We start from the raw sequence: 26,412 nt of genomic DNA on the forward strand, positions 1-26,412 counted from the left end.
CCGGCTATTCGTGACGCGTAATTGATTGGCCGCCCAAGACGGCGTCAGCCGACCAAGGCTGCGGCACGATGGTTACGTCTCCGTAGCGTACCGTCGCGCGGATCAGAAACATCTGTCGCGACTCGGCTTCGGATAATTCGAGATCGGGCAAGCCTGCCCAATCATTGGAGTTGGCGGGAAGATCGCCGCCGTCATCAAAGAAACTGGCGTCCTTGACCTGGATGGTCACCGCGTCAGTGTTGACGGCTGATTTCATTTGATTGCGTGCGTAGGCGACGACTTCTTCGGTCGTCGCTCCACTCGCAGCGCCCCAGCGGGCCGCGTTTCGACACGCGTTTTTCAGTACGTTTGAGACCATCGTCGCATGGCCGAACTCCATGATTGCAAACACAAACAAGAAGAATACCGGCAATACCAAAGCGGTTTCGACGAGCGTTGCGCCACGGCGATCGGCAGTTCGTACTTTGCGTACTCGTAACATACGACGTGCGTCTTTACGAAAAGTGGATCGCCGAGAAAAACCGGCGAACAGGGAAAAGGAATCGAGCGAGATAAGCTGCGTCGGCAGCCGAATAGCCGCCAACAGAAACGTAGGTCAGAACGCCGGCGAAAGTCGCGGAAGAATGGAGAATTCTTGATAGATTTCAGGCTAGAGGGATCGTAGTGATTCTGCGGCCCTGCTAACCGCTTCAGCCGCTGAAACTAAACCCAAAACAAGGGCGCCGGACAAGAAACAAAAAACGGCGTCAACCTGACGGTTGACGCCGTTGGCGACTTGATCGCTCTTTTCTTCTCGGCTTTAGCCCACCTTCTTCAGGAAGGAGACGCGGCCGCCGACAACCCATTCGGCAAGATAGATGTTGCCATCCGCGTCAAATGTCGCGTCGTGCGGATGAACAAACTTTCCCTCGACCCACTTGTCGCGCTGCGACCGAACGCGGCGACCATTCGCGTTGACCGTCTTCCGCCAGGCCGGATCGTCATCGAGATAGGTGATGACGTTGTTCTCTTTGTCGAGCAGCGTCAGCCGCGAATCCAATTCGCCGACCAGCATCACTTCTCCCTGCACGTCCAGCGACGAAGGATAAACCAGGTTGTCGACATAGCTCAAATGCTCGCCATCCAGCGAGAAATATTGCAGGCGATTGTTGGCCCGATCGGTCACCGCTAACGACGGCTCACGACCAGGACGCGTATCGACGTACAGACCGTGCGGACAATTCAGCTCGCCCGGCTTGGTTCCGCGACCGCCCCAACTGCGGACCCAATTCGCGTCTGCGTCATACTGATGGACATAGTGCGAACCATATCCGTCGCCTACATAAAAGCCGCCGCTCGGCGCCAGGGCGATGTTGGTCGGGCAATAGCCCTTCGCATTTTTGTACTTGCCCGATTGTTCAGGAAAACCTTGCCTCCAAACCACTTCGCCCTTCAGGTCCAGCTTGGCGATCTGGCGATTTTTGACGTCGCACAAGTAGAGAAACTCTTGCCCATCTTCGGCACGCAATTCCAGTCCATGTCCGCCGCCGTGAAACTCTTTGCCAAACGAGCGAACGCATTTACCATCAGCGTCAAATGCGACAACGGCGTCCATCGCTTCGCCAGCGGGACTTTGATGCGTGATATAAATGAGGCCAGACTTATCAAGCGCGACGCCGTGCGTCGCGCCCCACTGGACGCTGCTGGGAAGTTCGCCCCAATAATGGTGACATTCGTAGGTATGCTCTCCAGAACCGACGCGAACCGGCGCAGAGCCCGATTTGTTTTCGGCACGTAGAAACAAAGGAGTCGCCGCAACGGTAGCGGCGACGGCAGTTGATTGGAGAAATTGTCGTCGTGTTGGCGAAGCCATGCGGCGGGAACCTTATCGGGGGCTAAACTAGGAAAGCGTTTGCAACGGCGGTAAGCCAGAAAATCTGTACGTAATCTCTTCATTTTACGAGAACTCGCCTCATGGCCAACGCCCAATTCCCGCAAGTTCGGTTTCGCGGAAAACTGCGCCCTTCACAACAGGATGCGGTGGAAATAGCCCGCAAAAGCCTCGATTCGGGCGAGCGGCAACTCTATGTCGTCGCCCCGCCGGGATCGGGAAAGACCGTTTTGGGCCTGTATCTCTGGGCCGAATGCGTGAAGCGTCCGGCGCTGGTCCTCTCTCCCAATTCGGCCATTCAAATGCAATGGGCGGCGCGGACCGACCTGTTTGATCGCACGCCGCCCGGCGGCGAGTTGGCCAGCACCGACCCCAAGACTCCCGGCTTGCTCACGTCGCTCACCTATCAATCGGTTACGCTGCCGCGCCGCGGTGACGACGGACTCGATGACGCCGCGCTCGATCTGTGGCGCGGCAAGCTGATCGAAAAAGAGGCGGCTCGCGATCCCGAAGAGGCCCGCATCTGGATCCGCGATCTGCAGAAGCACAATCGCGACTACTATGATCAACGTCTGTCCGCCTATCGCAAAGAGATTCGCGACGAAGCGAGCCAGCGCGGGGATACGCTCGACATGCTGCATCGTTCGTCGCTGGCGACACTCGACCGGTTAAAGACGCAGCAGATCGGGCTGATCATCCTGGACGAGTGTCATCATCTGGTCGGTCACTGGGGACGCGTGTTGGCGGACGCCGCGGTGATGTTCGACAATCCGGTCATCCTGGGCCTGACGGCGACGCCCCCGGATGTCGATAACAAATCTCCCCAAGACTTTGAACGTTACGCAACCTTCTTTGGCCCAATCGATTACGACGTCCCGGTCCCGGCGGTGGTGAAGGACGGTTTCCTGGCGCCCTATCAAGACCTCGCCTACTTTGTGCGGCCCAGCGAAGCCGAATTGCGCTACGTCGCCAACGCCGATGATCTGCTGCACGAGATCGTTGATCTCGCCAGCGCACCGCGCGACGGGAGCGCCGCGTCACAGGAAGTCGTCGCCCCCCAGCCGGTCAAACCGCCGACATCCGAGCCGACCGAAGAAGAAGAGGCGCCGATCCAGTTGCTCGATCTTTCGGCGCTGCAAGTCGTCGGTTCGGCGGAAGCGGCCTACGCAGAAGAGGCCGAGTCCGAACCGACCGCCAGGGTCGATCCGGTCGCCGTCGCCGAAATAGAGGTCGAAACAGTCGCCGACGCGCCCCGTATCGCGCCGCTTCCCGCGTGGTTGCTGACTTCGCTCGCCGAGAAGAAGCATGCGGCGCAGAAGTTCAACACCTGGTCGGCCTTCGAACGGCGCGATCCCGAGTTCGCCGCGGCGGCGCGCGTCTTCTTACAAATGCGCGAGTTGGCCCTACCGGCAGATGTTCCGCCTGCCGAGTGGGACCCGTCAGCTGAAGCCCCCGAGATGGCGATTCTGGTCCCGGTGCTTGATCGTTACGTCCGACACGCGTTGCGACGTTCTCCCAATTCGGACGACCACGCGTTGGCGCGCGACATCATCACGCGACTGCGGATGCTCGGCGTGCAGATTACCGAAACCGGTTGTCAGGCCTGCGCTTCGCCGGTCGGTCGCGTGTTGGCTTACTCGCGTGAAAAAGCCCGCGCCGTCATCCCGATTTTGCACGCCGAGATGGCGACGCTCGGAGATTCGATTCGCGCGATCGTCGTCGCCGACTATGAAAAAACCGCCGCCGTCATGCCCGAAACGGCCGATTTGCTCGATGAAGAAGCCGGCGGCGCCGTCGCCGCATTTCGCACGCTGCTGCTAGATGAACAAACCGATCGACTGCAACCGATCTTGGTGACCGGCTCCAGCGTCCTGATCGATGACGATCTACAACCGCAGTTTGATCATGTGGCGCATGCCTGGCTGCAGAAAGAAGGCTTCCGCGTTGAACTCGAATACGGCGAAGAAGAAGGATTTTGCGTCGTCCGCGGCCAAGGCGCTGATTGGTCGCCGCGCGTCTATATCGAGATGATCACCGAACTCTTCCAGCAAGGGGTCTCCCGCTGTCTGGTCGGCACCCGCGGTCTCTTGGGGGAAGGTTGGGACGCCAATAAGATCAACGTTTTGATCGATCTGACGACGGTCACGACCAGCATGTCGGTGCGACAACTTCGTGGACGTTCGTTTCGGTTGGATCCAGCCGTTCCCGAGAAAGTCGCCAATAACTGGGATGTGGTCTGCATCGCGCCCGAGTTCAGCAAGGGCCTTGACGACTACGCCCGCTTTCGCAAGAAGCATGACAACATCTTTGGGGTCACCGACGACGGCGAAATTGAAAAAGGGGTCGGGCATGTCCATGCGGCGCTGACCGACTTGCGTCCCGAACTGCTGGAAGACTCGGTTCGCCTGCTCAACGGCGACATGCTGGTCCGCGCCGGACAACGGACGACCGCTCGGGAACACTGGAAGATTGGTCAGCCCTATCATGGCCAGCCGCGAACCACGCTGGAAGTTCGACTCGAGCGCGACGAGCGCGAACAATCCGGCTTTCCGCCGTTCGCCGCCAAAGGAGAAGTGTGGCGCGACGATTCATTGGCGATGAGCATCGGCACAGCGATCTTGTCGGCCTTGGCCGAGACTCAACAAATTACTCCATCGGCTCGGCCGCAGGTTAAATCGCGAGCCGGCGGATATGTCCGGATGTTTCTGGACGACGCGTCCGAGGAAGAGAGCGAGTTGTTTGCGACCTCGCTGCGTGAAGCGCTCGGCCCGCTGCATCGCCCCCGGTACGTGGTGCCGCGGAAGCTCCGTTTCTCGACGCCCACTTTTTGGTCGAAGTTGTTGCCCCAATTTTTGGGCCAGTATCTCGAACAACAAAATGATGAGATGGTGATGCTGCACGCGGTGCCTTCGGCGCTGGCCAAAAAGAAAGAGAGCGCCGAGATCTACGAAAAGTATTGGAATCAATATGTCAGCCCCGGCCAGGCGATGTTCTCTCTGCGCGGCGCCGGCGAAGAACTACGAATCGAAGCCGAAAAAGCAGGCCTCACTCCGCGCGGTTCGTATCATGAGAAGGAAGTTTTTTCCTAAGCGATGAAAGCCATTCGCTATCCGCCGACATAGCGCGAGTAGAGCGTGCGCGCTACAGACGGTTCCGTCGTGCCGGCGATGATCGCGCGACCGTCGGGAAAGATGGTGAGCACGTATTCGTCGACATGCAGTCGCAATAGATAAGGATTCTTTTCGACCCGGCCGACGCCAGCGAGCTTCTCGGCCAGCGCCTCCAGTGATACGGCAGGGCGATCGGGAAAGCTAATCTGCACCGCGTTGCGTCCGCACAGCACGGTTGATTGGCCACCCAACTCGCCGCGGAGCCATTCGTATTGTTGCTGACCGCAGGCAGGGCAATCGGCGTTGTCGCGCAAATTGTCGAGCTTGATTTGACGCCAGCGATTTTCCCACAGATCAACGACCACGAACTCTCGCTGCACCGCGTCACGATTGCCGGAGAGCAGCTTGATCGCTTCGAGCGCTTCGAGTGATGCAACTACGTTGACGATCGGCGCGACAACGCCGGCGGTATCGCAGGTCGGCGTCATCTCGGCAGGCGGGGGCTCCGGCATCAAACAACGGAAGCACGGGGTTTCGCCCGGCAAGATCACCATCATCCGCCCTTCGGCGCCGACGCAACCGCCGTAGATCCAGGGAATCCCGAGCTTCAACGAGGCGTCATTCAGCAGAAACCGGACGCCAAAGTTATCGGTCCCATCGATGATCACATCGACGCCGGCGGCTAGATCTTCGACGTTGCGATAGTCGACATCGGCGACATGCGTTTCGATGTTGATTTCAGAGTTGATCGCTCGTAAGCGTTGCTCGGCGGCGACCGCTTTCGGCAGGCGATCACGCACATCTTGTTCGGTATAGAGAACCTGTCGCTGCAGGTTGTTCCACTCCAGAAAGTCCCGGTCCACTATTCGCAAATGGCCGACGCCAGCGCGAGCGAGCGTCTCGGCGATCACGCTTCCCAGCGCGCCGAGTCCGACGATCAGCGCCGTCCCGCCTGCGAGTTTCGTCTGTCCTGCGGCGCCAATCGCGTGATAGGCGACTTGCCGAGCGTAGCGATCTTCAGGCTTAGCCACATCGTCACTCATCGCACGCTCCCGACCCAGAGACCGCTGAAGTTTGATGCGCCGACCACTTCGGCTTGCAGGCGATCGCATTCGACTCGCAGCTCGCCAGGCGTCACGGCCGACGCTGATTGACAACGCCACAAGATTTCTGGCTGGTCGCCGTTAGGAGTCACCAGCGCGATACTCTCTTCCAAGCAGTTGATCACCACATCGGCCCAGTCAGGCGCCGCTTCTTCGCCCAAGCAGGCCAACGGCAAATGAGGCGCCGACAGCTTCATGTCCGGTAGTTGGATTCGTCCCGGCAAAATCGCCATTGCGATCGAAGCCCAAGCGGCCAGGCGAGCGACTTCGCTGGCGATGTCGTTGTGATGAGCGTCCGATAGATCTGCAATCAAATGCACGCCTGCCAACAGCGCTCGCTCGCAAAGTTCCTGCGTAGGGATCGCCACGATCGCGGCCAGTCCGCTGGTTCGCCACGGAGTAAAATCGACAAGTTCGGCTTGCGAGGCGGCAGCTGCACGGAGTACGAAACGATGATTTTCGAGCCATAGATGCGAACCGCGCACATGCAAGTCACGAAGGCCGAAAGGTTGCGCAGCCCCGGTGATGCGATAGCAGGAAGGAGTGCGGGGAGTCCAAAAGTTCGGCTCCGGCAGCACCGCGCGAAAGGGCGCCGGGCCGCCGTCGATTTTTTCGACCCGATACTGGGCGGTCAACGTTTGTGCGAAAGCGTTGCTTGGCCCTTCAATTCGCGTATCGCGATCGACGGGGCCATCGATCCAAAGCTCGACGCGCGCCTCGCTCGTAGCGCCTTGGCGAATCGTCCAGGATTTGGTGAGCAGATCAGGAGTCATCGCGACTCGATTCTATTCTTTGGGGGCGAGTCGCACGCCGGAGCGTGACAACAATGCTTCAGCCAAGGCGCGACCGGTGCGCGAGTTCTCATTCTGTGCGACCTCCTCCGGCGTGCCGGTCGCAACGACCTGGCCCCCTTCATCGGCGGCGCCGGGGCCCATGTCGATGATGTAATCAGCCGCCATCATCATGTGCAGATTATGCTCGACGACAATCAGCGAGTGTCCAACTTGCAGCAGCGAGTTGAAGCAGTCGAGCAACTGAGCAATATCGGCGAAGTGCAAACCGGTAGTCGGCTCATCCAGCAAAAAGAGGGTGCGTCCCCGTTTGGAGGAGGCCAGATAGCCTGCTAACTTCAAACGCTGCGCTTCACCGGCAGAGAGCGTGTTGGCCGGCTGGCCAAGACGCAAATAGTCGAGTCCGACATCAATCAATCGCTGCAGTTTGGCTTGTACTTTCGGCTGGCCGCGGAAGAAGACGAACGCTTCGCGAATTGTCATGTTCAGCACTTCGGCGATGTTCTTGCCGCGGTACAAAACTTCCAGCACATCCTTTTTGTAGCGGCGCCCTTTGCACTCTGGGCACTTCATGTAGACGTCAGCAAGAAACTGCATATCAATCGCGATATGACCGTCCCCGTCGCAAGCGTCACAGCGTCCGCCGTTGACGTTAAAGCTGAAATGGCTCGCGGTGAAATTGTGCGTACGCGCCTGGACTGTCGCGGCGAAGACCGACCGGATCTCGTCAAACGCTTTAATGTAGGTGACCGGGTTCGAGCGTGGAGAACGACCAATCGGGCTTTGATCGACTAGGACTACATCGTCGATCTGGCCATCGCCAAAGACATCATCGCAGTCAAGCGCCTTGGGGGCTTCTTTCCGCTTGCGGCGGCAGAGCGCCGGATAGAGCGTATTGTCGACCAGCGTACTTTTGCCGGCGCCGCTGACTCCGGTCACGACACAGAGAACGCCGAGCGGGAACTCGACTTCGATGTTTTTCAGGTTGTTGCCGCGGGCGCCTTTAATACGGACGCGACCATGCGTCGTTTCGCGGCGTTTCTCGAGATGGATCACCTTGCGACGCCCCATCAGATAGTCGCCGGTCAACGTTTCATCCGAGGTCAGCAACTCTTGCGGCGTTCCTTGGAAGATGATTTCTCCGCCGCGTTCACCGGCGCCGGGGCCAAATTCGATGATCTCGTCGGCGCGGCGAATCATCGACTCTTCGTGTTCGACCAGCACAACCGTGTTGCCGCGCTTATTCAGATCGCGAATCGCTCCGGCCAGACGTTCGACATCCGCCGGATGCAAACCGACTGAGGGCTCATCAAACACATAGAGCATGTTGACTAGACTGGAGCCGAGCGTACTGGTCAAAGCGACGCGCTGCGCCTCGCCGCCGCTGAGCGTGCGGATCGTCCGATCCAGCGCCAAGTAGCCCAGCCCGACCACATTCAGGTATTTCAATCGATCGAGCAATTGCGACAATACCTGACGAGCGACCGCTTGATGGCGCGGGTCGATTTTCAGCGACTTGAAAAACTCGTACGAGTCCCGAATTTTCATCGTCGAAACTTCGGCGATGTTCTTGCCGCCGATGCGAACGGCGAGCGATTCAGGACGGAGCCGTTTGCCGTGGCACGATTCGCAATCGCGGAAACTGCGCCAACGGCTGAGGAAAACGCGCAAGTGCATTTTGTACTTGCGCCGTTCGAGCCATTGGAAGAACCCTTTCAGGCCGCCAAATTCGCGTTCGGGAACGCCTTCGCGAATCAGACGCAGGTGCTCTTCGGTCAGTTCACGAAACGGAACGTTGGTCGGCAGATCGTAGTCTTTGGCCAGCGCCAGCAACTCTTCCAGCTCATGATGATAGGCCGGCGTATTCCAGGGAGCGATCGCACCGTCGGCCAGCGTTTTGCTGACGTCCGGCACGATCAGGTCCATGTCCATGTCGATCACGTTGCCAAAACCTTCGCAGGCCTGACAAGCGCCGAGAGGACTGTTGAAATTAAAGAGTCGCGGCTCGGGCTCGATGAACTCGAGATTGCACGCGTCGCAGCGGAGTTGATTGCTGTAAACGTGTCGTCGCCAACTGCGGCCGTCGATCTGTTGCAAAATTCCGTGGTCGCCGGCGCCGTTCAGCTCTTCCGACTCGACCAGCAATTGGCAAACTCCTTCGCCATGCAAAAACGCCGTTTCGAGCGATTCTTGCAGACGCTCCGCTTTCAGTCCTTCGCCTGAGAGACGATCGGCGATCGCTTGCACAGCGCCGCCGTTCAGCTGCTGCGAGTCCGATGTCAGGTTGAGCGTTTGTTGTCCAGAGATCACGCGTACGAAACCATCTTCGCGCAAATCGGCGACGACCTGATCCCACGTTTCTTCTTGGTCGGGAGCGACCGGAAAGGTGAGCATCATCCGGCCTGGCGAGTTCATCTCAAGTATGCGCTGGGCGACTTCCTGCGGCGTGTCGCGCTGGATCTTGGCGCCGCAACACGGACAGATGATCTCGCCTACTTTGGCGAACAACAGGCGCAAATAGTCGGTCGTTTCGGTCGCGGTGCCGACAGTCGATCGATTCGAGCGAGAGTCATTGCCGCGGGTCACCGCAAGCGCCGGCGGAATGCCGTCGATCGATTCGGCGGCTGGTTTTTCGAGGCGCTCCAGAAATTGCCGCGTATAGGCCGAGAAGCTCTCGATGTAGCGTCGTTGCCCTTCGGCATACAACGTATCGAGCGCCATGCTGGTCTTGCCGCTGCCGCTAACGCCGCAGAAGACAATAAGCTTGCGATGATCGAGATCGAGATCCACTTTTTTTAGATTGTGGACTTCGACTCCTCGGAGTTGAATCGACGTATTGGGCAACGCTGGCTCCTCCCCACTTCCTCTCCACGCACGCTGGCGACGATCGTAGAATCCTTCATCTTACCCCCGCCTACGCGGACAAGATAGTAGCGAGGACGCCCAGCGGCTTGCTTGCCCCCCGGCAGTCCGATAGAGTGTCGCAAATAGGGTAACGTCATGAGCCGAGTCATTAAAACTTTCAATCCGTTCTTCGTCGCGCTGCTAGTCGCCGGAACCGCTTTCGCCATCACTGCTTGCGGCTATGGCGTCATGACGGTTCGGCTGCTCAATCGGACGGCCGACGCCGGCGGAATGGTCGATTTCTTTCGCCAACACGGGTTTACGCTCTTAATGGCCGAATTGGGCATATTGGCGATCTGCACCGTCTTGGCGATCATGACAGACGACTACTGGACCCGCCGCGCCGAAGCAAAAGCGGCCCTGAAGTTGGAACAAACCACCGCCCCTGCGGACGAAAACAAACGAGAAAACCAATGAAAGTCCAGCACTTTGAACAATCGGTCGCCAACCCAGTGAAAATGGATGGAGCGACCGGCTGTCAGGTACGGCAACTGATCAACGACCAAGATGGCGCCCCTAACTTTGCGATGCGCCAGTTTGAAGTCGAGCCTGGTGGGCACACGCCCAAGCATCATCATCCCTACGAGCACGAGGTTTACGTCATCGCCGGCGCCGGCGTCGTGCTCGAGGGCGACCAACCGCGCGAAATCAAAGCAGGCGACGTCATCTATGTGGCGCCCGACGAAGTGCATCAATTTCAGAACGTGGGCGAGGCTCCACTGAAGTTTTTGTGCCTGGTGCCCAACTCGGCGAATAACGCTCAGTTTGTCGCCAAGCCGGAATGCGCCGAGTAAGCGCCGCGACCGCTCGTTTCGCTCGACTCCAGTACGCGAAGGACTACGTATGGCAGCCGTCCAAGAAGAGATTGATCAACTGCGGGCCGAAATCCGCCGTCATGATCGGATGTACTATGTCGAAGCGAAATCGGAGATCAGCGATCTAGAGTACGACAAGTTGCTCAATCGGTTGAAGCATCTCGAGGCCGAAAACCCGCAGTTGATTACGCCTGATAGCCCCACGCAGCGAATCGGCGATCAGCCGGTCGAGCATCTGAATCAAGTGGCGCATCGCGTGCCGATGTTGTCGATCGACAACACCTACAGCCTGGAAGAGCTAAAAGCGTATGGCGAACGAATTCAAAAGCTGCTGCCCGAGGAAAAAATCGAGTGGGTCGTCGAACTGAAAATTGACGGCGTCGCCGCTTCGCTACTGTACGAAAATGGACAACTCATTCGTGGAGTGACGCGCGGCAACGGTCAGGTCGGCGACGACATCACCCACAATATTCGGACGATCAAAGATATCCCGCTGCAATTGGCTGGCGACGACGTTCCGCCGGTTCTGGAAGTGCGGGGCGAAATCTATATGACCAACGAGGAGTTGTCGCGAATCAACGAACGTCTGGCCGAAGCGGGCGAAGCGCTTTACAAGAACACGCGCAACGTCACCGCCGGCAGCATTCGGTTGCTCGATCCACGCATCTGCGCCGAGCGAAACTTACGCATGTTTACGCACGGAGTCGGTTATGTGGAAGGCTTGAAAAGCGAGTCCCACATCGACTTTCTGAACGAACTGAAACAATACGGACTGTCGCCGACGCCGAAGGTGGAAGCGTTTGCAAATTTTGACGCCGCGGTCGCTCATTGCGAAACGCTGATCGAAACGCTGCAAGACCTGCCTTTCGAGGTCGATGGCCTGGTGCTGAAGGTCAATCGCTTTGAACAACGCGAAAGACTAGGAAGCACGACCAAAAGCCCGCGCTGGATCATCGCCTACAAATTTGAGAAGTACGAAGCGATCACCAAGCTGAACGACATTCGGGTGCAAGTGGGCAAGACCGGCACGATCACGCCGATCGCCGAACTTGAGCCGGTCGAATTGGCCGGCACGACAGTCTCGCGCTCGAGCCTACACAACGCCGAGCAGATCGAGCGGCTCGATATTCGCATCGGCGATGTGGTGGTCGTCGAGAAAGCAGGTAAGATCATTCCGCACATCGTGCGCGTAGAGATGCACGAGCGCAAGACGGAACTGCCGAAGTTCGAGTTTCCCACCGTCTGTCCGATTTGCAAGACAACGCTCGTAAAGGACGAAGGAGGCGTTTATATTCGCTGCCCCAATCGCGAGACTTGTCCTGCGCAATTGAAAGAACGGATCGGATATTTTGCGTCACGCAATGCGATGGATATCGAAGGACTGGGAGACAAATTGGTCGACCAGTTAGTCGTGGATGAATTGGTCAAGAGCTATGGCGACATCTATCGATTGACGACCGAAGAATTGTCGCAGTTAGAACGGATGGGAAAGAAGTCGAGCGAAAATCTGATCGCGTCCATCGTCTCCAGCAAAGACCGCGGGCTCGCCCGACTATTGAATGCGCTATCGATCCGTCATGTCGGCAATCGCGTCGCGCAGTTGCTGGCCCGCCATTTTGTGACGGTGGATGCGTTGCTTAGCGCCAGTGAAGAGGAGATCGCCGCGGTCAATGAAATCGGGCCGATCATCGCGGCCAGCGTGCACCACTTTTTCGCCAGCGACTTTGGTCAACAAACGATCGCAGACCTACGTCTATTGGGGCTCAAACTGACCGAGGATGTTCCGGATGTCGCCGCTTCCGACGAAACGGAGGGCCCGCTGGCCGGTAAAACGCTCGTCGTGACCGGGACGCTGGTGAAATACGGACGAGATGAAATTCAGGAGCTGATCGAAAAGCATGGAGGCAAAGCGACCTCCAGTGTTTCGAAGAAAACCGACTATGTGGTCGCCGGAGAAAAAGCGGGAAGCAAATTGGCGAAAGCCCAACAACTGGGGGTCAAGGTTCTGAGTGAAGCAGAATTTGAAGCACTTTTGGCAGGAGACCACTCCCCCCAGGCCAACTGATTTGATGCAAATATGCGACATTTCTCCGCACAAATGATTTTTTTGTCCTCCAAATCATTTTGAATTCGCTTAGATAAGTAGGCAGCCAGCCAATCAGCCAGTGAGCCAACTTTTTTATCTAATTCTAATGACTCTTTTGGGGATCAGGGGCATGCGAATTCTGTCTCTCAATTTGCGAGAAAGGGCGACCGCTTGGTATCGATGTCTTCGATGCAAAACTGTCGTCGCTGCGATGCAACCGCTTTCAAGTCACTTTCACTGCGACCAGTGCGGGCAAGAGCTGGACGAAGATGACGAGATCGCGATCGTCCATCCATTAGAACGGCGACCGCCTTCCCAAAATTAGCGTTCTGAGAATGAGCGTGTTAACAGGGTTCTGGTGGCGAATCGGGCGTCGAAGTGCTACGGCGCCCGATTCGTTGCTTGAGGACAGCTTCTTATTTGCTGTCTGTGTTGATGTCTTTCAAGCTGCGTCCCAAACGCTTGGTACGAGGACCGGCGCTGGTCGCGGTCGAGCCAAGTGATTTGCGAGCAGCGGCCGTCTCGCCAACATCGCCCATCAGACCCAGGAAGTCAGACTTCCCTTTCTCTTGCTCAACCGGCATGCCGATTTGCTCGACAGCGTCATTCACGCCGAGCAACACCGCCTGTTTCACGCCGTCGCGCATCCACTGAAAGAAATTGAAGTTGTTCGTAGTCATACTCGCTTCCTTATTTGCAAAGTCGCCCGAATTAAATCGGTTCGGGAGCGTAACAATCTCCCGCCGCCGCGTCCAGGCGAATCGACAGACGCGTCAAACTCGCCCAATTTTGCTAGCACCGACCTAAGCGACTAAGAAAGGGTGGAAATTTGGAGAGAGTGCGTCGATAAACAAGGAAGGGAAGGCTGCGTGGAGATGCGCAACCGAAATTCTACCGGTAGGAGACGGAACGTGGCGGCGAAAAACCAGGCGGGACGACATAGTGAGAATGTCAACCAACAGGAGCCTTTTTCGTGGGGCGCCTTTTCTTTCGGAATCATTTTTGGCGTGGTTTTGCTCTATATCGTGATTGTGCGCCCGGCGCAAAACGATACGCAGGCCCTCGAACTGCGGATCTCGCGAGTCGATCGCACCTTGAAGGAATTGGTCTCCTTCAAGTCGAGCGTGACCGAGACGAATGACTTGATGTCTTCGTTGCAACAGCAAGCCGAGCAATTTGCCGCTGCTCGCGCTTCGCTCGACTCGCTGGAGAACATCCGCTGTGAGTTGGCCGCCAGCCAAACTGATTTCCGACAAGTGGAGGCCGCCTTGATGCGGCTTGATCGACTGCAGCAACGCTTAAATGATCAGGCCCATGCCGCCGCCGCGTCCGTCCGTGTGGTCGAAAACATCGACTACATCCACCGTACGTTGCTAGAGCAAGATGCAGGCACGCTCGACGCGATCGCCGCACTGACCAACGCCGACAATCTACGTAGCCGAGCGCAACGCGTCGAGCAGGATCTAGCTCGCACCGAAGTGACGCTCGACCGGGTCGCGTCGTTGCATCGCCGCATGCAAGATCAGTATCCGGCGGCGCTGGCCGCCGAGCAAACGCTCAACCAACTGCTCAACGCCCAATCGCGGATCGCGAGGGCGGATCGCGATCTGGCGACGACCGATCGCGCCGTCGAAGGGTTGTTGCGTCTGCAAGACAAGACGCTGCACAGCGCCGCCAACATGCGTCAGGCCGACATGCTGCTCGACAACGTCTTGGCGATCCCCGGCGAACTCGCCAAGGTCTCGCGCCACTCATACGTCGCCAACCTAGAGAACAATCTGGGATCGTTGACCAAGCTGCTGGACAAAGTATTGGCTTCCCAGTCGCAGACGCGTCACGCCGATCTGCTGCTCGAGAATATGCTCGCTCGTCAGGACGAGATTATCCTCTCCGCGACCGAAGCTCGCCAAGCCGACATGGTGCTCGGCAACATCTTGGGATTGCAAGGGGAATTGCTCTCCGCTACTTCGCAGTCGCGACGCGCCGACAATGTCCTGCAAAACTTGCTCGGCATGCAAGACGAGTTGGTCGACAGCGTGCCGCAAGCTCGCCAGGCGGACGTCGTGCTCGGCAACATGCTGCATTTGCATGACGAGCTCGTAAACTCGCGAACCAACGCCGTCGCCGCCGAAATCGCCCAGCAGAACATCTTCGCTTTGCAGCAAGAGTTGGTGCAAGCGGCGCCGTTGACGATGCGAGCTCGCCAGGTCGCCGGCGACATGATGCGGATTGAAGCGGAACTGATCTGCCAGGCGGGCGACAGCGGTGAAGCTCGAGAAACTCTCGGCGAGTTGGTTTCGCTACGCAGTGAACTATCGGCGGGGAGTCTGGACGTCGAGTCGGCTTTGGCTTCGTTGCGTCAGCTGATGACGTTCAAGACCGAAGTGCTGCAAGCGTCGCAGCCGCAGCAGAGCGGATTCTTCCGCTTCGCCCAAGCGGTGAGCGGAGCCCTGGTTCGCAGTTCGAGCGTTGTCGTTTCACTTCGCCCCCACGAGCTGCAGCGAATGGCCGATCGGTCGCTAGGCGAACAGCCGCAAGCAATCGCTCGCCAGATTTCGGGAGCAATCCTGCGTTAATCAAACTACCGGATCCCAGACGGCGGTCGGAGGTCACGCTCTGCTGCCGTAGGTAGAAAGGGAGTTCTCTTTGCAAACAGAGAACTCCCTTTTTCTATTTCTGGATTCACGCTTTTACCACGTTTTCGTGGGAAACGCATGTCTTCCTACTGCGAGCGTCTAGGTGATTTCAATCCAAGCTGCGTTTGGATCTCTTTTTGCACAAACTCGGCTGGCTGCATGCCTTCCACTTCTAGGACGAGCTCTTTGCGTCGAAATAGTTCTAAGATCGGCGCCGTCTTTTCGTGATACGTCTTCAAGCGATCCGCCACAGCGCTCGGAGTATCGTCGGCTCGCTGTGTAAGCGCCGCGCCGCAAACGTCGCACTTATCAATCTCCTGCGGGCGATGATGGATCAAGTTGTAGTCAAGTCCGCAGCCGCTGCAGAGCCGGCGTGAGAGGACGCGCTCGCGCACGACTTCGTCCGGCACCACAATATGAATCACCGCATCAATGTCATACGATTCCAGAAAAAACTCGGCTTGGACGACGCTGCGAGGAAAGCCGTCCAAAATAAAACCAAAGTTCCAGTCATGGTCGGCCAGCCGACGCTGGACGATCTCGGCGACAATTTCATCGCTGACCAAATCGCCGCGGCTGATGATTCGCTGGATGCGCGCCGCCAACTTGGTGTGATGCGCGATATTCCAACGAAAGATATCACCGACGCTGATATGCGCCAGGTCGTACGCTTTACAAAGCAGCTTGGCCTGCGTTCCTTTGCCGCACCCCTGAACGCCCATAATCACAAATTTTTGCATCGTTCGACTCTCGGAATCTACTACCGAAGCTCAATTTTTTGAAGCCGCACTAAGGGAAAATTTGGCGGGCGATTCTCTTCCTATCCGAAACGCAAGTTTTGAGGTTGCGCTTTTTCGAGCCAAGTAAACACTAGCCCGCCAGCGCCAGCGAGGGAATGCGGCTCGCCAATTCAATCCGAGTTGGGATCGCCAACCGCATTCCCTCGCTCGCGCAGCGGGCTAGTGTGACGATTTTCGGTTGATGCTGGACGGGTATATGGTCCTTTATTCACGTTCGATCATTCGTGAATTGCAAATAGCGCAACCTCAAAAAGCGCAAGCGAGAGAAAATCGATCGGCAATTCCAATACGGTTCGAAGTAATCAAACGCATTTCCCGTGCTTGTGATTCGGGTTATGAAGAGAGAAAAGAGCTCGGCAAATGGGTGAGGGGGCTCTAGCGGCATTCGACCAGATGCGACGATCGTCGAAAAGTGTTTTCAGCCTATTTTGAGGAAAAAACGGAGGGAAGTTTGGCGGCTCCCCCTCCGTCTTCACCGGTCTTCTTCCACAGCGCCAAGTGCTTATCCCAAGCGTGCGAGATAGTAGTTGTTGATGATGTCATGATCCAATCGCCGAATATCGACCTGTGAAAATCCAGCGGAGATCAACATCTCTTGGGCCATCTCTTCGCCCCAAGCGGCCCCTAGCCCCATTCCTCCTTGGGCCAGCGACACGCTCATGCAGTGCATGCATGAGATGGTGTAAATAAACGCTCCCAGCGGCTGATCGATATTTTTTTCGACGTAGCTCGATGCGCGAATATCTTGCATTAAAAAGATGCCGTCGCGGCGCAGCGCCCGCGAGATATTGTTGAGCACCTGATCGGGATAGGCCTGATCGTGGATTGCGTCAAACGCGGTGATCAGGTCAAACCGATCGCAGTCGACCAACTGCGAGACGTCACGAACTTTCAACGTCAGGTTCGGCAGGTCCCGCTCTTCCGCAAGTCGTCGTCCGGCGACGATCGCGTCCGCACATAAGTCGTAGCCGTAAAACCGACTATGGGGGAATCGCTCGGCCAGCAAGATCAGCGCCTTGGCCGATCCGCAGCCGACATCCAGCACGTCGATCCCTCGTTCTAACTTCTCAATCAAACCGTCGACCAACGGTAGGATATGATCAATCATCGCCGAGACCGTCGTTTGCGAACTCTCTTCCGCCATCACATCATGAAAGCGATGGAACTCGTGGTAACAGACGCCGCCGCCGTGAGAGAACTTATCGACGATTTGCGTTTCGACATATCCCAACACCGCGATCCACTGGGCGACCGACGCCAAGTTGGACGGCGTCGCCGCGCGGGTCAGCAGCGCCGCATGTTCGGCCGGTAAGCGATATGATTGTTCGGCCCGATCGAAATCAATCACTTGGGCCGATACCAGCGCGTTGAGCCACTCGCGGACGTAGCGTTCGTTCAGACCAGCCGCCGCGGCGACTTCTTCGCTGGTCGCCGCCGGCAAATCGGCCATTGTGTCGAATAACCCAGTCCGATGTCCTATCGAAGACATCAGCATCATCGCCGCGCCGTTCATTGCTTCTAAAAATCGGGCGGCGAAGGCCTCTATTTTGGCCTCGTCCAGTTCCATCGCAGTCGACATGTCTCTCTCCAATTCACGCTTTCAAGGCGATATCCGGCCGCGGCGACGCTGGCCCGATCGTCGCGACCGAAATCAAATTCCCTGCACAAACAGGGCGATATTTCGTGAAGCGGAAAGGAGCGAAGAATGTTACGAAGTTTTTTTCCGGCGCAGCGTAAAGATCTCCGCTTCTTGCTGATCGAAGCCGAATTGCCGGTAGAACGGGATCATCTCGGCGGAGCAGGCCAGGGTAATCGTATCGACATTTCGCAGCCGCGGATGCTCGATCACGGCATCCATCAGCCGCCGCCCCAGTTGTTGCCCGCGATAGGCGGGATCAACGACCACATCGTGCAGCATCGCCCGATAGACAAAGTCGGTCAGTACTCGGCAAAAGCCGACAAGCTGGTCGCCAGCCGCATCATCGATCAAGCCGATCACGAGCGAAGAGTTGCCGATAGCGATCCGCACGTCGTCCATTTGTCGCCCCGGCGTCCACCACAAATCTTGAAAGAGCGTAGTTAATTCAGCAAGCTGCGGCTCGCTCAGCGCAGCGACCTGACGTATCGACATCGATTTTCCCATGGAGAAATGAACAAGAGTTGGCCGTGTCGGTCAGAGCCAAAAATCGACGCAAAGGTTCGCGGTCGCCGTCGGTTAGGAAATTTCGTCTTCAGCAGCGTTCGGCGTCCAACCGCCGGGAACGCCGGAGACCGTACCAGCGACCAGATTCCACCAGGGAAAGATGAACGCATTCTGACACTTGCGGCAGGTGACGCGTTGCCCCAGATACTCCAGCCGACAACTGCTGGAGGTTTGGCACTGATCGCACTCGCCGTGCCAGCGAGCGCTCGCAAGATCCAATTGCGTGCGGTCCAACGCGTGCTGCGTTTCAAACGCAATATCGTCGCCGTCGAGCCGCATCAAGACTTCGCGGGTAATCTGGTCAGGCGGCAGTTGATGAACCCGTTCTGAATGCCGGCCAATCGCTTGCTCAAACACATTGCGAATAAAGCGAGCGTTGCCGAACCGCTCGTCACGCTGATCATAGGCAAGCGTAAACAAGATGCTGGCCACCGCGCGTGACTCGGGCGATAAGAGATATTCGCCGTCGGTGCAAAACTTTTCGAAAATGCGACACAAATCAGCAACGCCAAAATCGGCAAAATCCAGGTATCGCGTAAAGCGGCTTTGGAGGCCGGGGTTGGTCTCGATAAACTCCTGCATCAGCCGCGGATAGCCGGCGACGATTACCACCAATCGCTCGCGGTGATCTTCCATCATCTTCAGCAGCGTGTTGATCGCCTCGGATCCAAACGTATCGCCGCGCTCCTGCGAAGCGCCGCTCGACAACGTGTACGCTTCGTCGATAAACAGCACGCCGTCCAGAGCGGACTCAATCTTTTTCTGCGTCTTCATCGCCGTCTGCCCGACGTAGCCGCCAACCAGGTCGGCGCGACTGCACTCGATCACGTTGGTCGACTTCAGCAGTTCAAAGCCGTACAAGATCTTGCCGACGATCCGAGCGACCGTCGTCTTTCCGGTACCAGGATTGCCGGTGAAGACAAAATGCAACGTTTGCGAAGAGGTCCGCAGTCCATATTTGCGCCGCTGTTGTTGGATTTTTAGAAACGCGGTGAGTCGGCGAACTTCGGCTTTGACGCCGGGCAATCCGACCAACGCGTCCAACTCGCTCATCGCCGCTTGCAGCGACGCTTCCGGCGTCAGCGAATTCTCCGTCGTTGGCGCACCAGACTTTTCAGGAATCAGGTTGGCGAAGCCTTCATCGATGCTTGACTTGCCGCTGGCGCCCCAGGAGGTTTGCGTCTTGCTGGACTTGCTCGTGATTTTCACCCCTTGCAGCGTGGCGAATATCTTTTCGATCTTGGCGATAAACTCTCTCTCGGCCGGACAGCGGGGAATCCCGCCAAAGACCAAGCTCAAAATCGTTTGAATGATCTTCTCAAACGTCTGCATGTGGGCGCGATCGCCGGTCGCGCTGGCGACGGCGAGCGTCAGTTTCGCACTCAACAGAAACGTCGGCCCATCTCCCCGACCGCCAAACGGCTGACGATCTTGCTGGAAGGTTTCCATGAAAGGGCGAACGTCGTCGTAGGTCAGATTGGCGTAATGCCGATAACGCTCGAGCGCCGAAAGATAAAGGACCAGGTACCGCGACAAATCGAACGCGGTCTGCATTTCGTCGGCGTCAATCTGCCCGTCCGAGATGACCGCCGAGGACATGATGCACAGGATATCGCTGGCCAGTCCCACACGCACCACATTTTGCGGATAGGTCGGCAAGCCGCGAAACGGCTGCGTCAGTTCGCTCCATTTCGTTCCTTGCGCTTCCATCGCCAGGCCGACAGTCTTCTCGACCTGCGGATCGCTCAGCGCGGCGGTTAACGAGCGGATCAGACGATTGAAGTCGTCGTCAATCTGTTTCCAAGAATCGAGCATGCAGTTTTTGGCGGTCGCGGCGAAGGAAATTTAGATATCGCTATTGTAGTTGTTCGACGGGCGACTGCGTAGCGATCAGAGCAACGGTCATTTGCCGTTGCGTCGTTTTCAATCCTTCCGCGTCAACTCCAACACATTCTGCGTGCAAGAAAATCGATAGCTCGTCGGCGACACGGCAAAATACTGCTCGACATAATTTTCCAGATCGGCCTGCAGCGGCGGAGAGACCAGCGGCAACATGTTCAGCATGAACTCGGCGATTGCATAGGCGTCTTTGAGATTCTTGGTCGTGATGAAGCTGTCGATCGAATGCATCGTGGCGGTAAACTTGTCACCATGTTGGGCGACAAACGCTTCACGCAGCGGATGAAGCGAAAAAGTCTGCTCGTCAAAGAAGTGACGCATCCGCATGCAATCGGTATCAGCGCATTGCAAAATGATCCAGGCTCGTCCACCGGGGCGAATCCAAGCGGCGATTTGCGCCAGATTGTCGAGCCAGCTTTCTGGCGGAATATAATAGAAGACATGCGAGCAAACGACCAGACTCGCCGATTGCGGCGGAACGTCCGCTGCCAAGATTCCCCCTTCAATGGTCTTCGCGTCGGGGCAGTCGACTTTCAAGTCTTCCAGCAAATAAGGATTGGGATCAATCGCGATCACCGAATCGAAGCGATCATCAAGATACTTGGTCAACTCCCCATTACCGGCCCCAGCATCGACCAGCAACTGCGTATCTGGCAGTTGTAGAATCTGCGCGTCCATCCATGCCCTGGCTTTCACCTTCTGATCGGTGTTGGCCAGAAACGTTTCAAACGCGATGCGGTATTCATCGGTATCGGAGAGAAAGGCGCGAACTTTTTCCGTCATGGGGATCTCGCTGCTGTTTGGGAAGGAAATTTCAAGGACACGCCGCAATCCACAAAAGCGCACAACGGACTCGTGTATCCTCTGCGAAAGTAAGTATTACGCCGGATGATGGGATCACCAACGAAATTCTCGAACGATCCAAAGCGTGTCTCAGAATATTAAATGCTCACCCCAAACGGTTCCCTCCATGTCGCGTCTTAACAGTCTCGCAGAACTACGACTTCGGTTGATTCACGTCATGACATCGGAACACGAAAACCGCAGACGTTGGATGACCGCCCAGATTTTCTATCATCTGGCCGCCGTGTTGGAAGATTCAGTAGCAGGGCTGCCCATGCACACGCGCCATCCGGCAATCGTTGCTCCGAAATGTTTTTGGGCTAAGCAACTATGTTCGTTATAAACCCAGGAGCAACGAGTCTTCATCCCAATTCGAAGCAAGGTTTTGAAGTTGCGCAATTTTCCCGATTGGCCGCGATAGCCCGCTGAGGCCGTCCAAGAAGTTACGCAGGCGAGTTAAGAGCTTTAAGTCGCATCAGCCAGCGCCGCCAAGCGCTCGTGATAGGGCCCGTCTTCCATCAGGTCGAGACTCCACGCCAAACGGCGGCGGTCTTCGGCACGGGGTAAGCTTTCCAGCGCGTTGAAGACGCGGTTGATCTGCTCGTCCGTCACTTCGCTGACCAGCGGTTGACCGAGGCCCATTATCACTTTGGCGCGTTGCAAGTCGGCGAACTTTTGCGGATCGTCTTGCATCGCGGCGAAGAGCGCCGTTACGGCCGCTTGCGACTGCGCGACTTCGTTCCAGCGCTGCTCGGCGGCGGCTTGCAGTAAGAACTTGTATTGATAGACGGCGAGCGACATCGGCCCTGAGGTGACTCCCACGCGCTGTCGCCCCTCTAGGTCGTACTTGGGCCCATCTTGCAGCGCTTGGGCGAGATGCGGATCCCAGCCTTGTACGATCTTCAGTTTTGTCAGTCGCGGGCTATTCAAATATTGCTGCGTGCTGGCGGCGTAGTCGGCTTCGGTAATTTTAGCGGCGACGATCCGTTCTCCGCCTGGAAGATCGAGCAGTTGTTCGGTCGCGGCGGCGGTAAGGGGAACGCCGCTGACATCGGAGATCGAATAGACGCCGATTGCGCGATTCGCTGCGGCCGCTTGTTTCAGCAGCGGCGTCATGTTGGAGACCACTTCGGCGTCGCTAGCGCCGGTCGGCAGATTGGCGCCGGGACGCAAGAAGACGACAGGGATCTCTTGCTCGACGATCACGTCCAACAGCCGCGCGTTCGCTTCTTCGCCATCTTCAGGGCGAAGCAGGGCCATCTTCACCATCTCGCCGACATTGGCCTTACCCGCCGCAGCGAACCACTGGGCCAATTCGTCCACGGTCCGCAGATGCCCTTGTCCAGTCGATGCGGCTAGCAAGACGGCCGCTGCGCCGGCATGCGCTAAATTCTCCAGGTAGGCGACCAGACGCTCAGGATCGAGCTCTCGACGCGGCAAATCACCGCGGGTCGGATCGAAGCAGGCGACCGTCGCAGCGGGATAATTTCGGATCGGATCGGCGACCAGGGATTCGATATATTTACTCGTCATGGCGTCATCTCTTGCGGCGGAAGGAACAAAGGCGCCGCTCAACTCTACGCGCTCTTTCGTCGCTCGACAAGCGTTGCGCTACGCTTCCCCCCGTGCGCGGCGACATTCCGTGACAATTTGACTAAGATAGTGGAACCCTCTGGCCCCACCTACTTGCGGAGTCTCGCCATGTTCTCACGTCCATTTTATCTCATTGCGGCGCTATTTCTGTTGGTCGCCTCCTCGGTTGTCGCGGCAGAAAAGCAGCCCAATATCTTGCTGATCGCGGTGGACGACTTGCGAACCGAGTTGGGCTGTTATGGATTGCCTTATGTTGAAAGCCCGCGTCTGGATCAATTGGCCGCGCAAGGGATGTTGTTTCGGCGGCACTATGTTCAAGTCCCGACCTGCGGAGCGTCGCGCTTTGCGCTGCTGACGGGACGCAGTCCAGCACATACCCGCGCGCTGGCGAATACGGCTTTCTATTCTGGCAAGAGCAAGCTTTCACCAACCCAATTGCCGGGTGCGCAAACGATGCCCGAGCTATTCCGCCGCAGTGGTTATCACACCGTTTGCATCGGTAAGATCTCGCACACGGCCGACGGAAAAGTATTCGAGTACAACGGCAAAGGAGATGGACGAGACGAGCTGCCTGGCGCTTGGGACGAACTGGCGACTCCCTACGGCCCCTGGAAGCGTGGCTGGGGCGTCTTCTTTGGTTATGAAGGGGGGAGCCATCGTGAAGATGGAACCGGACGCCAAGACTTGCTAGAGTTTACCGCGACGCGTGACGAAGATTTGCCCGACGGCATGTTGGCCAATGCGGCGATCGACAAACTGAGCGAGTTGAAAGATCGAGACGAGCCCTTTTTTCTGGGGCTTGGTTTTATCAAGCCGCATCTGCCGTTTGTCGCGACCAAGCAAGATTGGGATGCGATCGCCGAGCTTGACGTTGCGCCTCCGACCGCGCCGGAGAAATTGAAGTCGGCGTTCTTGCCGAACAGCGGTGAGTTCTACAGGTACGACGCTCCCTACGAAAAATCGCGTCCGCTCGCGACTGACGATGCGCTGACCGCTAAGCGGGGCTATCTCGCTTGCGTGCGGTATGTTGATCGGCAGATCGGCAAAGTGTTGGACGAACTGGATCGCCTGGATTTGGCCGAGAATACGATTGTCGTCGTCTGGGGCGATCATGGTTGGCATTTGGGCGAGTATGCGATGTGGGGAAAACACGCTCCCTACGAACGAACGCTCAACAGTACGCTGATTATCCGCGCCCCCGGCGTCACCAAGCCGGGTAGCGTTAGTGATGCGCTGGTTGATTCGATCGATCTCTATCCGACATTGATCGATCTGTGTCAGCCCCGCTTTACACAAACAGCCCATCCGCTTGATGGCAAAAACTTGCGACCTGTTTTGAACGGCCAAGCCGATCAGGTGCATGACGTCTCGCTTAGCTATTGGGGCGGTGCGACCTCGATCCGTTCGCCGACACATCGTTTGATTGTGAAACAAACCAAGGCCAAAGGGCCGACGGTGGAACTGTACGATTTGCGGGAGACAGCCGATCCGACCGAGAATCTTGCCGCGAGCCATCCGGAATTGGTCGTATCGTTGCTCGCGCAAAAAGAAGCTCGCGAAAATTCTCCAAAACCGTAACGCTGCGTCTCTCGTCTAGCTGGGTGAATCAAGACATTCCCTGCCCGCGTTTGCAGTTACGCCGGCGCAGCCCAGCTTTTCGAGGGAGAATCGAATGCGAGTTTCGAGAATTGTGTTGCTGCTGGCGGTCGCCGCCGTTTGCGGCTGTCGCCCCCAAGTCGGACAGAATGAACGTCCCGATGCGACGGCGACACCGTCAAGCACTGCGGTTGTTCTAGACGCGGAACGCGAAGAGAAGACGGCCGAAAGGGATTCTGCGCCTATCAGCATGGCCGGCAAGAAAGACGCCAAGCCGGTGAGCGAGATGTCCACCGTCGCCAATCAGCCGGCGCCTACCGCGCCGGCGGCAGATAGGTACCGGGGCTCCGGGCGAGAGAAAGAAGTCGCCAAGTCCCAAATCGACGCCTTGCAAATGCAGTTGAAGACCATGCCGGCGGAAAACCGCCGATTGGTCATCCAACAGCCAAACGCCGCGCCTGGATTCGCGCCGCAGCTAGAGGGAATCGCCGGGCACGGAGCAGGTCCCGGCGAGGGCGGAGACAAGTTCGCCCATGTCGAAAACAACCCGTTCCGCGCGGTTGCGGATGAGCCGCTTTCAACCTTTTCGATCGACGTGGATACGGCCTCGTACGCGAAGATTCGCTCTTACTTGATCGATCATCACCAACTGCCGCCGCAAGGAGCGGTACGTGTGGAGGAGTTGATCAACTACTTTACGTACGACTACGAGACCCCCACGGACCAGAATCCCTTCGCCGCGAATGTGGAAGCGGCGGCTTGCCCTTGGAACTCAGAGCATCGCTTGGTGCGGATCGGCATCAAAGGAAAAGAGATCGCCAACGCCGATCGTCCGGCCACCAATCTTGTCTTCTTGCTCGACGTCTCCGGCTCGATGAATAACAGTCGTAAGCTGCCGCTGCTGAAGCAAGGAATGAAGCTGCTGGTCGATCAATTGGGAGAGAACGACAAGGTTGCAATCGTCGTCTACGCCGGCGCCGCCGGCATGGTGCTCAATAGCACCAGCGGCGATGACAAGTCGACCATCATGGAGGCGCTCGATCGTCTACAGGCCGGCGGATCGACCAACGGTGGGCAAGGGATCGCGCTCGCCTACCAGGCCGCGACCGAGAACTTTATCAAAGGGGGCGTCAATCGCGTGATCCTTTGCACCGACGGCGACTTTAACGTCGGCGTCACCAGCACCAGCGATCTGGTCACGATGGCGGCCGAAAAAGCGAAGTCCGGCGTCTTCCTCAGCGTGATGGGCTTTGGAACCGGCAACCACAATGACGCGATGATGGAAGAGCTCTCGGGCAAAGCGAACGGCAACTACGCGTTCATCGACACGATCACCGAAGCGAAAAAAGTGTTGGTCGAACAGATGAGCGGTACGCTGACGACGATCGCAAAAGATGTGAAAATTCAAATCGAGTTTAACCCGACCAAAGTCGCCGCCTATCGCTTGGTGGGCTACGAAAATCGGCTGCTCGCCAATGCAGATTTCAACGACGACAAAAAAGACGCCGGCGAAATCGGCGCCGGGCATTGCGTCACCGCGTTCTACGAAATCGTCCCGGCTTCGGTGGAATCGCCGGTGACGACCGCCAAAGTTGACGATCTCAAATACCAATCGACCCGCGACATTACGCCGGCCGCCGATAGCGACGAACTGCTAACGCTGAAGATTCGTTACAAGCAGCCTGACGAAGACGAAAGCTCGTTGATTTCGGTCGGAGTCAAAGACTCGGGGAATCGTTTCGCCCAAGCCAGCGGCGACTTTCAATTCGCCGCTGGAGTCGCTATGTTCGGCATGCTGCTGCGAGAAGGAGACCAGGACGCGAAAGTGAACCTGGACGAGATCACCGAGTTGGTCAGCAACAACGTCGGCGACGATAGCTATCGCGGCGAGTTCCTGAAGATCGTGCAGGCCGCCAAGACGCTCAAGAAGTAATCAAGCGACCGTTATGACGGGTAACGAAGCGGGCGACGGTTGCCCGTTTTTGTTTTCTTGAAAGACGGAGTCCGGCATCTTGCGGCAAGGCAAGATGCGTCGCTACGAAACTTCCGCGCCAACGATTGTCGGTTGACAAAGCGCACGGATGCATGGTCGATTGCCGTGTGGCGCGAAGAATAGCGACGGATCTGGACCAACGCTCCTGACTTGGGGGAAGAGCGCCAGTT

General features: G+C 57.3%; 20 protein-coding genes. 8 read left to right on the plus strand and 12 right to left on the minus strand.

The annotated features are described in order from the left end of the window. Window positions 1-4 precede the first annotated feature (4 nt). Window positions 5-481, minus strand: coding sequence for a TadE/TadG family type IV pilus assembly protein (locus tag M4951_RS23175; protein ID WP_262023976.1), 477 nt, complete (start codon window positions 479-481; stop codon window positions 5-7). Between the two features lie 318 nt (window positions 482-799). Continuing rightward, the gene (locus tag M4951_RS23180; protein WP_262023977.1) at window positions 800-1,852 is read right to left on the minus strand and encodes a peptidase; all 1,053 of its coding nucleotides are present in this window, start codon (window positions 1,850-1,852) and stop codon (window positions 800-802) included. A gap of 101 nt (window positions 1,853-1,953) precedes the next feature. Between M4951_RS23180 and M4951_RS23185 the strand changes: the two genes are divergently transcribed. After that, complete coding sequence (locus tag M4951_RS23185; RefSeq protein WP_262023978.1) at window positions 1,954-4,959, plus strand: DEAD/DEAH box helicase; 3,006 nt, start codon at window positions 1,954-1,956, stop codon at window positions 4,957-4,959. Window positions 4,960-4,976: 17 nt separating this feature from the next. Here the strand turns inward: M4951_RS23185 and M4951_RS23190 are convergent, their stop codons facing one another. From M4951_RS23190 to uvrA, 3 genes are read right to left on the minus strand one after another with little or no spacing between them, the layout of a single operon-like run. Further along, window positions 4,977-6,023 (minus strand): ThiF family adenylyltransferase, encoded by a 1,047-nt coding sequence (locus M4951_RS23190; protein WP_262023979.1) that lies wholly within the window; start codon window positions 6,021-6,023, stop codon window positions 4,977-4,979. Continuing rightward, complete coding sequence (locus tag M4951_RS23195; RefSeq protein ID WP_262023980.1) at window positions 6,020-6,856, minus strand: hypothetical protein; 837 nt, start codon at window positions 6,854-6,856, stop codon at window positions 6,020-6,022. The genes M4951_RS23190 and M4951_RS23195 overlap by 4 nt, the downstream gene beginning before the upstream one ends. A gap of 12 nt (window positions 6,857-6,868) precedes the next feature. Further along, entirely contained in the window at window positions 6,869-9,718 is a 2,850-nt protein-coding gene (gene uvrA / locus M4951_RS23200; RefSeq protein WP_262023981.1) for an excinuclease ABC subunit UvrA, read from the minus strand. Window positions 9,719-9,874: 156 nt separating this feature from the next. On the opposite strand from uvrA, the gene M4951_RS23205 reads away from it, so the two are divergent. Genes M4951_RS23205 through ligA form a run of 3 tightly spaced genes read left to right on the plus strand, consistent with a single transcriptional unit; the run spans window position 9,875 to window position 12,658 of the window. Further along, window positions 9,875-10,195: a hypothetical protein gene (locus M4951_RS23205; RefSeq protein ID WP_262023982.1), complete on the plus strand. Its 321-nt coding sequence runs from the start codon at window positions 9,875-9,877 to the stop codon at window positions 10,193-10,195. After that, on the plus strand, window positions 10,192-10,572 hold the full coding sequence (locus M4951_RS23210; protein WP_262023983.1) for a cupin domain-containing protein: 381 nt from the start codon (window positions 10,192-10,194) through the stop codon (window positions 10,570-10,572). Before M4951_RS23205 ends, M4951_RS23210 begins: the two co-directional genes overlap by 4 nt. A gap of 49 nt (window positions 10,573-10,621) precedes the next feature. Beyond that, a complete protein-coding gene (ligA, locus tag M4951_RS23215) occupies window positions 10,622-12,658 on the plus strand; it encodes an NAD-dependent DNA ligase LigA (protein WP_262023984.1) in 2,037 nt (678 codons plus the stop codon). Between the two features lie 437 nt (window positions 12,659-13,095). Here ligA and M4951_RS23220 read toward each other — a convergent pair whose 3' ends face one another. After that, the gene (locus tag M4951_RS23220) at window positions 13,096-13,359 is read right to left on the minus strand and encodes a hypothetical protein (protein ID WP_262023985.1); all 264 of its coding nucleotides are present in this window, start codon (window positions 13,357-13,359) and stop codon (window positions 13,096-13,098) included. 231 nt (window positions 13,360-13,590) lie between these two features. Here M4951_RS23220 and M4951_RS23225 point away from each other — a divergent pair, with 231 nt between their 5' ends. Further along, on the plus strand, window positions 13,591-15,255 hold the full coding sequence (locus M4951_RS23225) for a hypothetical protein (protein ID WP_262023986.1): 1,665 nt from the start codon (window positions 13,591-13,593) through the stop codon (window positions 15,253-15,255). A 146-nt stretch (window positions 15,256-15,401) separates the two neighbouring features. Here the strand turns inward: M4951_RS23225 and M4951_RS23230 are convergent, their stop codons facing one another. From M4951_RS23230 to M4951_RS23250, 5 genes are all read right to left on the minus strand, one after another. Then, on the minus strand, window positions 15,402-16,055 hold the full coding sequence (locus M4951_RS23230; protein ID WP_262023987.1) for an adenylate kinase family protein: 654 nt from the start codon (window positions 16,053-16,055) through the stop codon (window positions 15,402-15,404). Window positions 16,056-16,617: 562 nt separating this feature from the next. Next, window positions 16,618-17,694, minus strand: coding sequence for a class I SAM-dependent methyltransferase (locus tag M4951_RS23235; protein WP_262023988.1), 1,077 nt, complete (start codon window positions 17,692-17,694; stop codon window positions 16,618-16,620). 129 nt (window positions 17,695-17,823) lie between these two features. Then, window positions 17,824-18,246, minus strand: coding sequence for a GNAT family N-acetyltransferase (locus M4951_RS23240; RefSeq protein ID WP_262023989.1), 423 nt, complete (start codon window positions 18,244-18,246; stop codon window positions 17,824-17,826). Window positions 18,247-18,330: 84 nt separating this feature from the next. Further along, complete coding sequence (locus M4951_RS23245; RefSeq protein WP_262023990.1) at window positions 18,331-20,133, minus strand: AAA family ATPase; 1,803 nt, start codon at window positions 20,131-20,133, stop codon at window positions 18,331-18,333. 108 nt (window positions 20,134-20,241) lie between these two features. After that, the gene (locus M4951_RS23250; protein ID WP_262023991.1) at window positions 20,242-21,000 is read right to left on the minus strand and encodes a class I SAM-dependent methyltransferase; all 759 of its coding nucleotides are present in this window, start codon (window positions 20,998-21,000) and stop codon (window positions 20,242-20,244) included. Window positions 21,001-21,187: 187 nt separating this feature from the next. On the opposite strand from M4951_RS23250, the gene M4951_RS25690 reads away from it, so the two are divergent. Next, a complete protein-coding gene (locus M4951_RS25690) occupies window positions 21,188-21,403 on the plus strand; it encodes a DUF1569 domain-containing protein (RefSeq protein WP_410050415.1) in 216 nt (71 codons plus the stop codon). 122 nt (window positions 21,404-21,525) lie between these two features. On the opposite strand, the gene M4951_RS23255 is transcribed toward M4951_RS25690, so the two are convergent. Next, entirely contained in the window at window positions 21,526-22,593 is a 1,068-nt protein-coding gene (locus M4951_RS23255) for a hypothetical protein (protein ID WP_262023992.1), read from the minus strand. A gap of 168 nt (window positions 22,594-22,761) precedes the next feature. Here M4951_RS23255 and M4951_RS23260 point away from each other — a divergent pair, with 168 nt between their 5' ends. Further along, a complete protein-coding gene (locus M4951_RS23260) occupies window positions 22,762-24,231 on the plus strand; it encodes a sulfatase (protein ID WP_262023993.1) in 1,470 nt (489 codons plus the stop codon). A 94-nt stretch (window positions 24,232-24,325) separates the two neighbouring features. Then, window positions 24,326-26,182: a vWA domain-containing protein gene (locus tag M4951_RS23265; protein ID WP_262023994.1), complete on the plus strand. Its 1,857-nt coding sequence runs from the start codon at window positions 24,326-24,328 to the stop codon at window positions 26,180-26,182. Window positions 26,183-26,412 lie beyond the last annotated feature (230 nt).

Source organism: Blastopirellula sp. J2-11, from assembly GCF_024584705.1.
In the GTDB taxonomy this organism is placed as follows: Bacteria; Planctomycetota; Planctomycetia; order Pirellulales; family Pirellulaceae; genus Blastopirellula.

Excerpts from the sequence above, each read along its gene's own strand:
- M4951_RS23175 (WP_262023976.1), bottom strand. The coding sequence starts at position 481 with ATGTTACGAGTACGCAAAGTACGAACTGCCGATCGCCGTGGCGCAACG.
- M4951_RS23180 (WP_262023977.1), bottom strand. The coding sequence starts at position 1,852 with ATGGCTTCGCCAACACGACGACAATTTCTCCAATCAACTGCCGTCGCC.
- M4951_RS23185 (WP_262023978.1), top strand. The coding sequence starts at position 1,954 with ATGGCCAACGCCCAATTCCCGCAAGTTCGGTTTCGCGGAAAACTGCGC.
- M4951_RS23190 (WP_262023979.1), bottom strand. The coding sequence starts at position 6,023 with ATGAGTGACGATGTGGCTAAGCCTGAAGATCGCTACGCTCGGCAAGTC.
- M4951_RS23195 (WP_262023980.1), bottom strand. The coding sequence starts at position 6,856 with ATGACTCCTGATCTGCTCACCAAATCCTGGACGATTCGCCAAGGCGCT.
- M4951_RS23205 (WP_262023982.1), top strand. The coding sequence starts at position 9,875 with ATGAGCCGAGTCATTAAAACTTTCAATCCGTTCTTCGTCGCGCTGCTA.
- M4951_RS23210 (WP_262023983.1), top strand. The coding sequence starts at position 10,192 with ATGAAAGTCCAGCACTTTGAACAATCGGTCGCCAACCCAGTGAAAATG.
- ligA (WP_262023984.1), top strand. The coding sequence starts at position 10,622 with ATGGCAGCCGTCCAAGAAGAGATTGATCAACTGCGGGCCGAAATCCGC.
- M4951_RS23220 (WP_262023985.1), bottom strand. The coding sequence starts at position 13,359 with ATGACTACGAACAACTTCAATTTCTTTCAGTGGATGCGCGACGGCGTG.
- M4951_RS23230 (WP_262023987.1), bottom strand. The coding sequence starts at position 16,055 with ATGCAAAAATTTGTGATTATGGGCGTTCAGGGGTGCGGCAAAGGAACG.
- M4951_RS23235 (WP_262023988.1), bottom strand. The coding sequence starts at position 17,694 with ATGTCGACTGCGATGGAACTGGACGAGGCCAAAATAGAGGCCTTCGCC.
- M4951_RS23240 (WP_262023989.1), bottom strand. The coding sequence starts at position 18,246 with ATGTCGATACGTCAGGTCGCTGCGCTGAGCGAGCCGCAGCTTGCTGAA.
- M4951_RS23245 (WP_262023990.1), bottom strand. The coding sequence starts at position 20,133 with ATGCTCGATTCTTGGAAACAGATTGACGACGACTTCAATCGTCTGATC.
- M4951_RS23250 (WP_262023991.1), bottom strand. The coding sequence starts at position 21,000 with ATGACGGAAAAAGTTCGCGCCTTTCTCTCCGATACCGATGAATACCGC.
- M4951_RS25690 (WP_410050415.1), top strand. The coding sequence starts at position 21,188 with ATGTCGCGTCTTAACAGTCTCGCAGAACTACGACTTCGGTTGATTCAC.
- M4951_RS23255 (WP_262023992.1), bottom strand. The coding sequence starts at position 22,593 with ATGACGAGTAAATATATCGAATCCCTGGTCGCCGATCCGATCCGAAAT.
- M4951_RS23260 (WP_262023993.1), top strand. The coding sequence starts at position 22,762 with ATGTTCTCACGTCCATTTTATCTCATTGCGGCGCTATTTCTGTTGGTC.
- M4951_RS23265 (WP_262023994.1), top strand. The coding sequence starts at position 24,326 with ATGCGAGTTTCGAGAATTGTGTTGCTGCTGGCGGTCGCCGCCGTTTGC.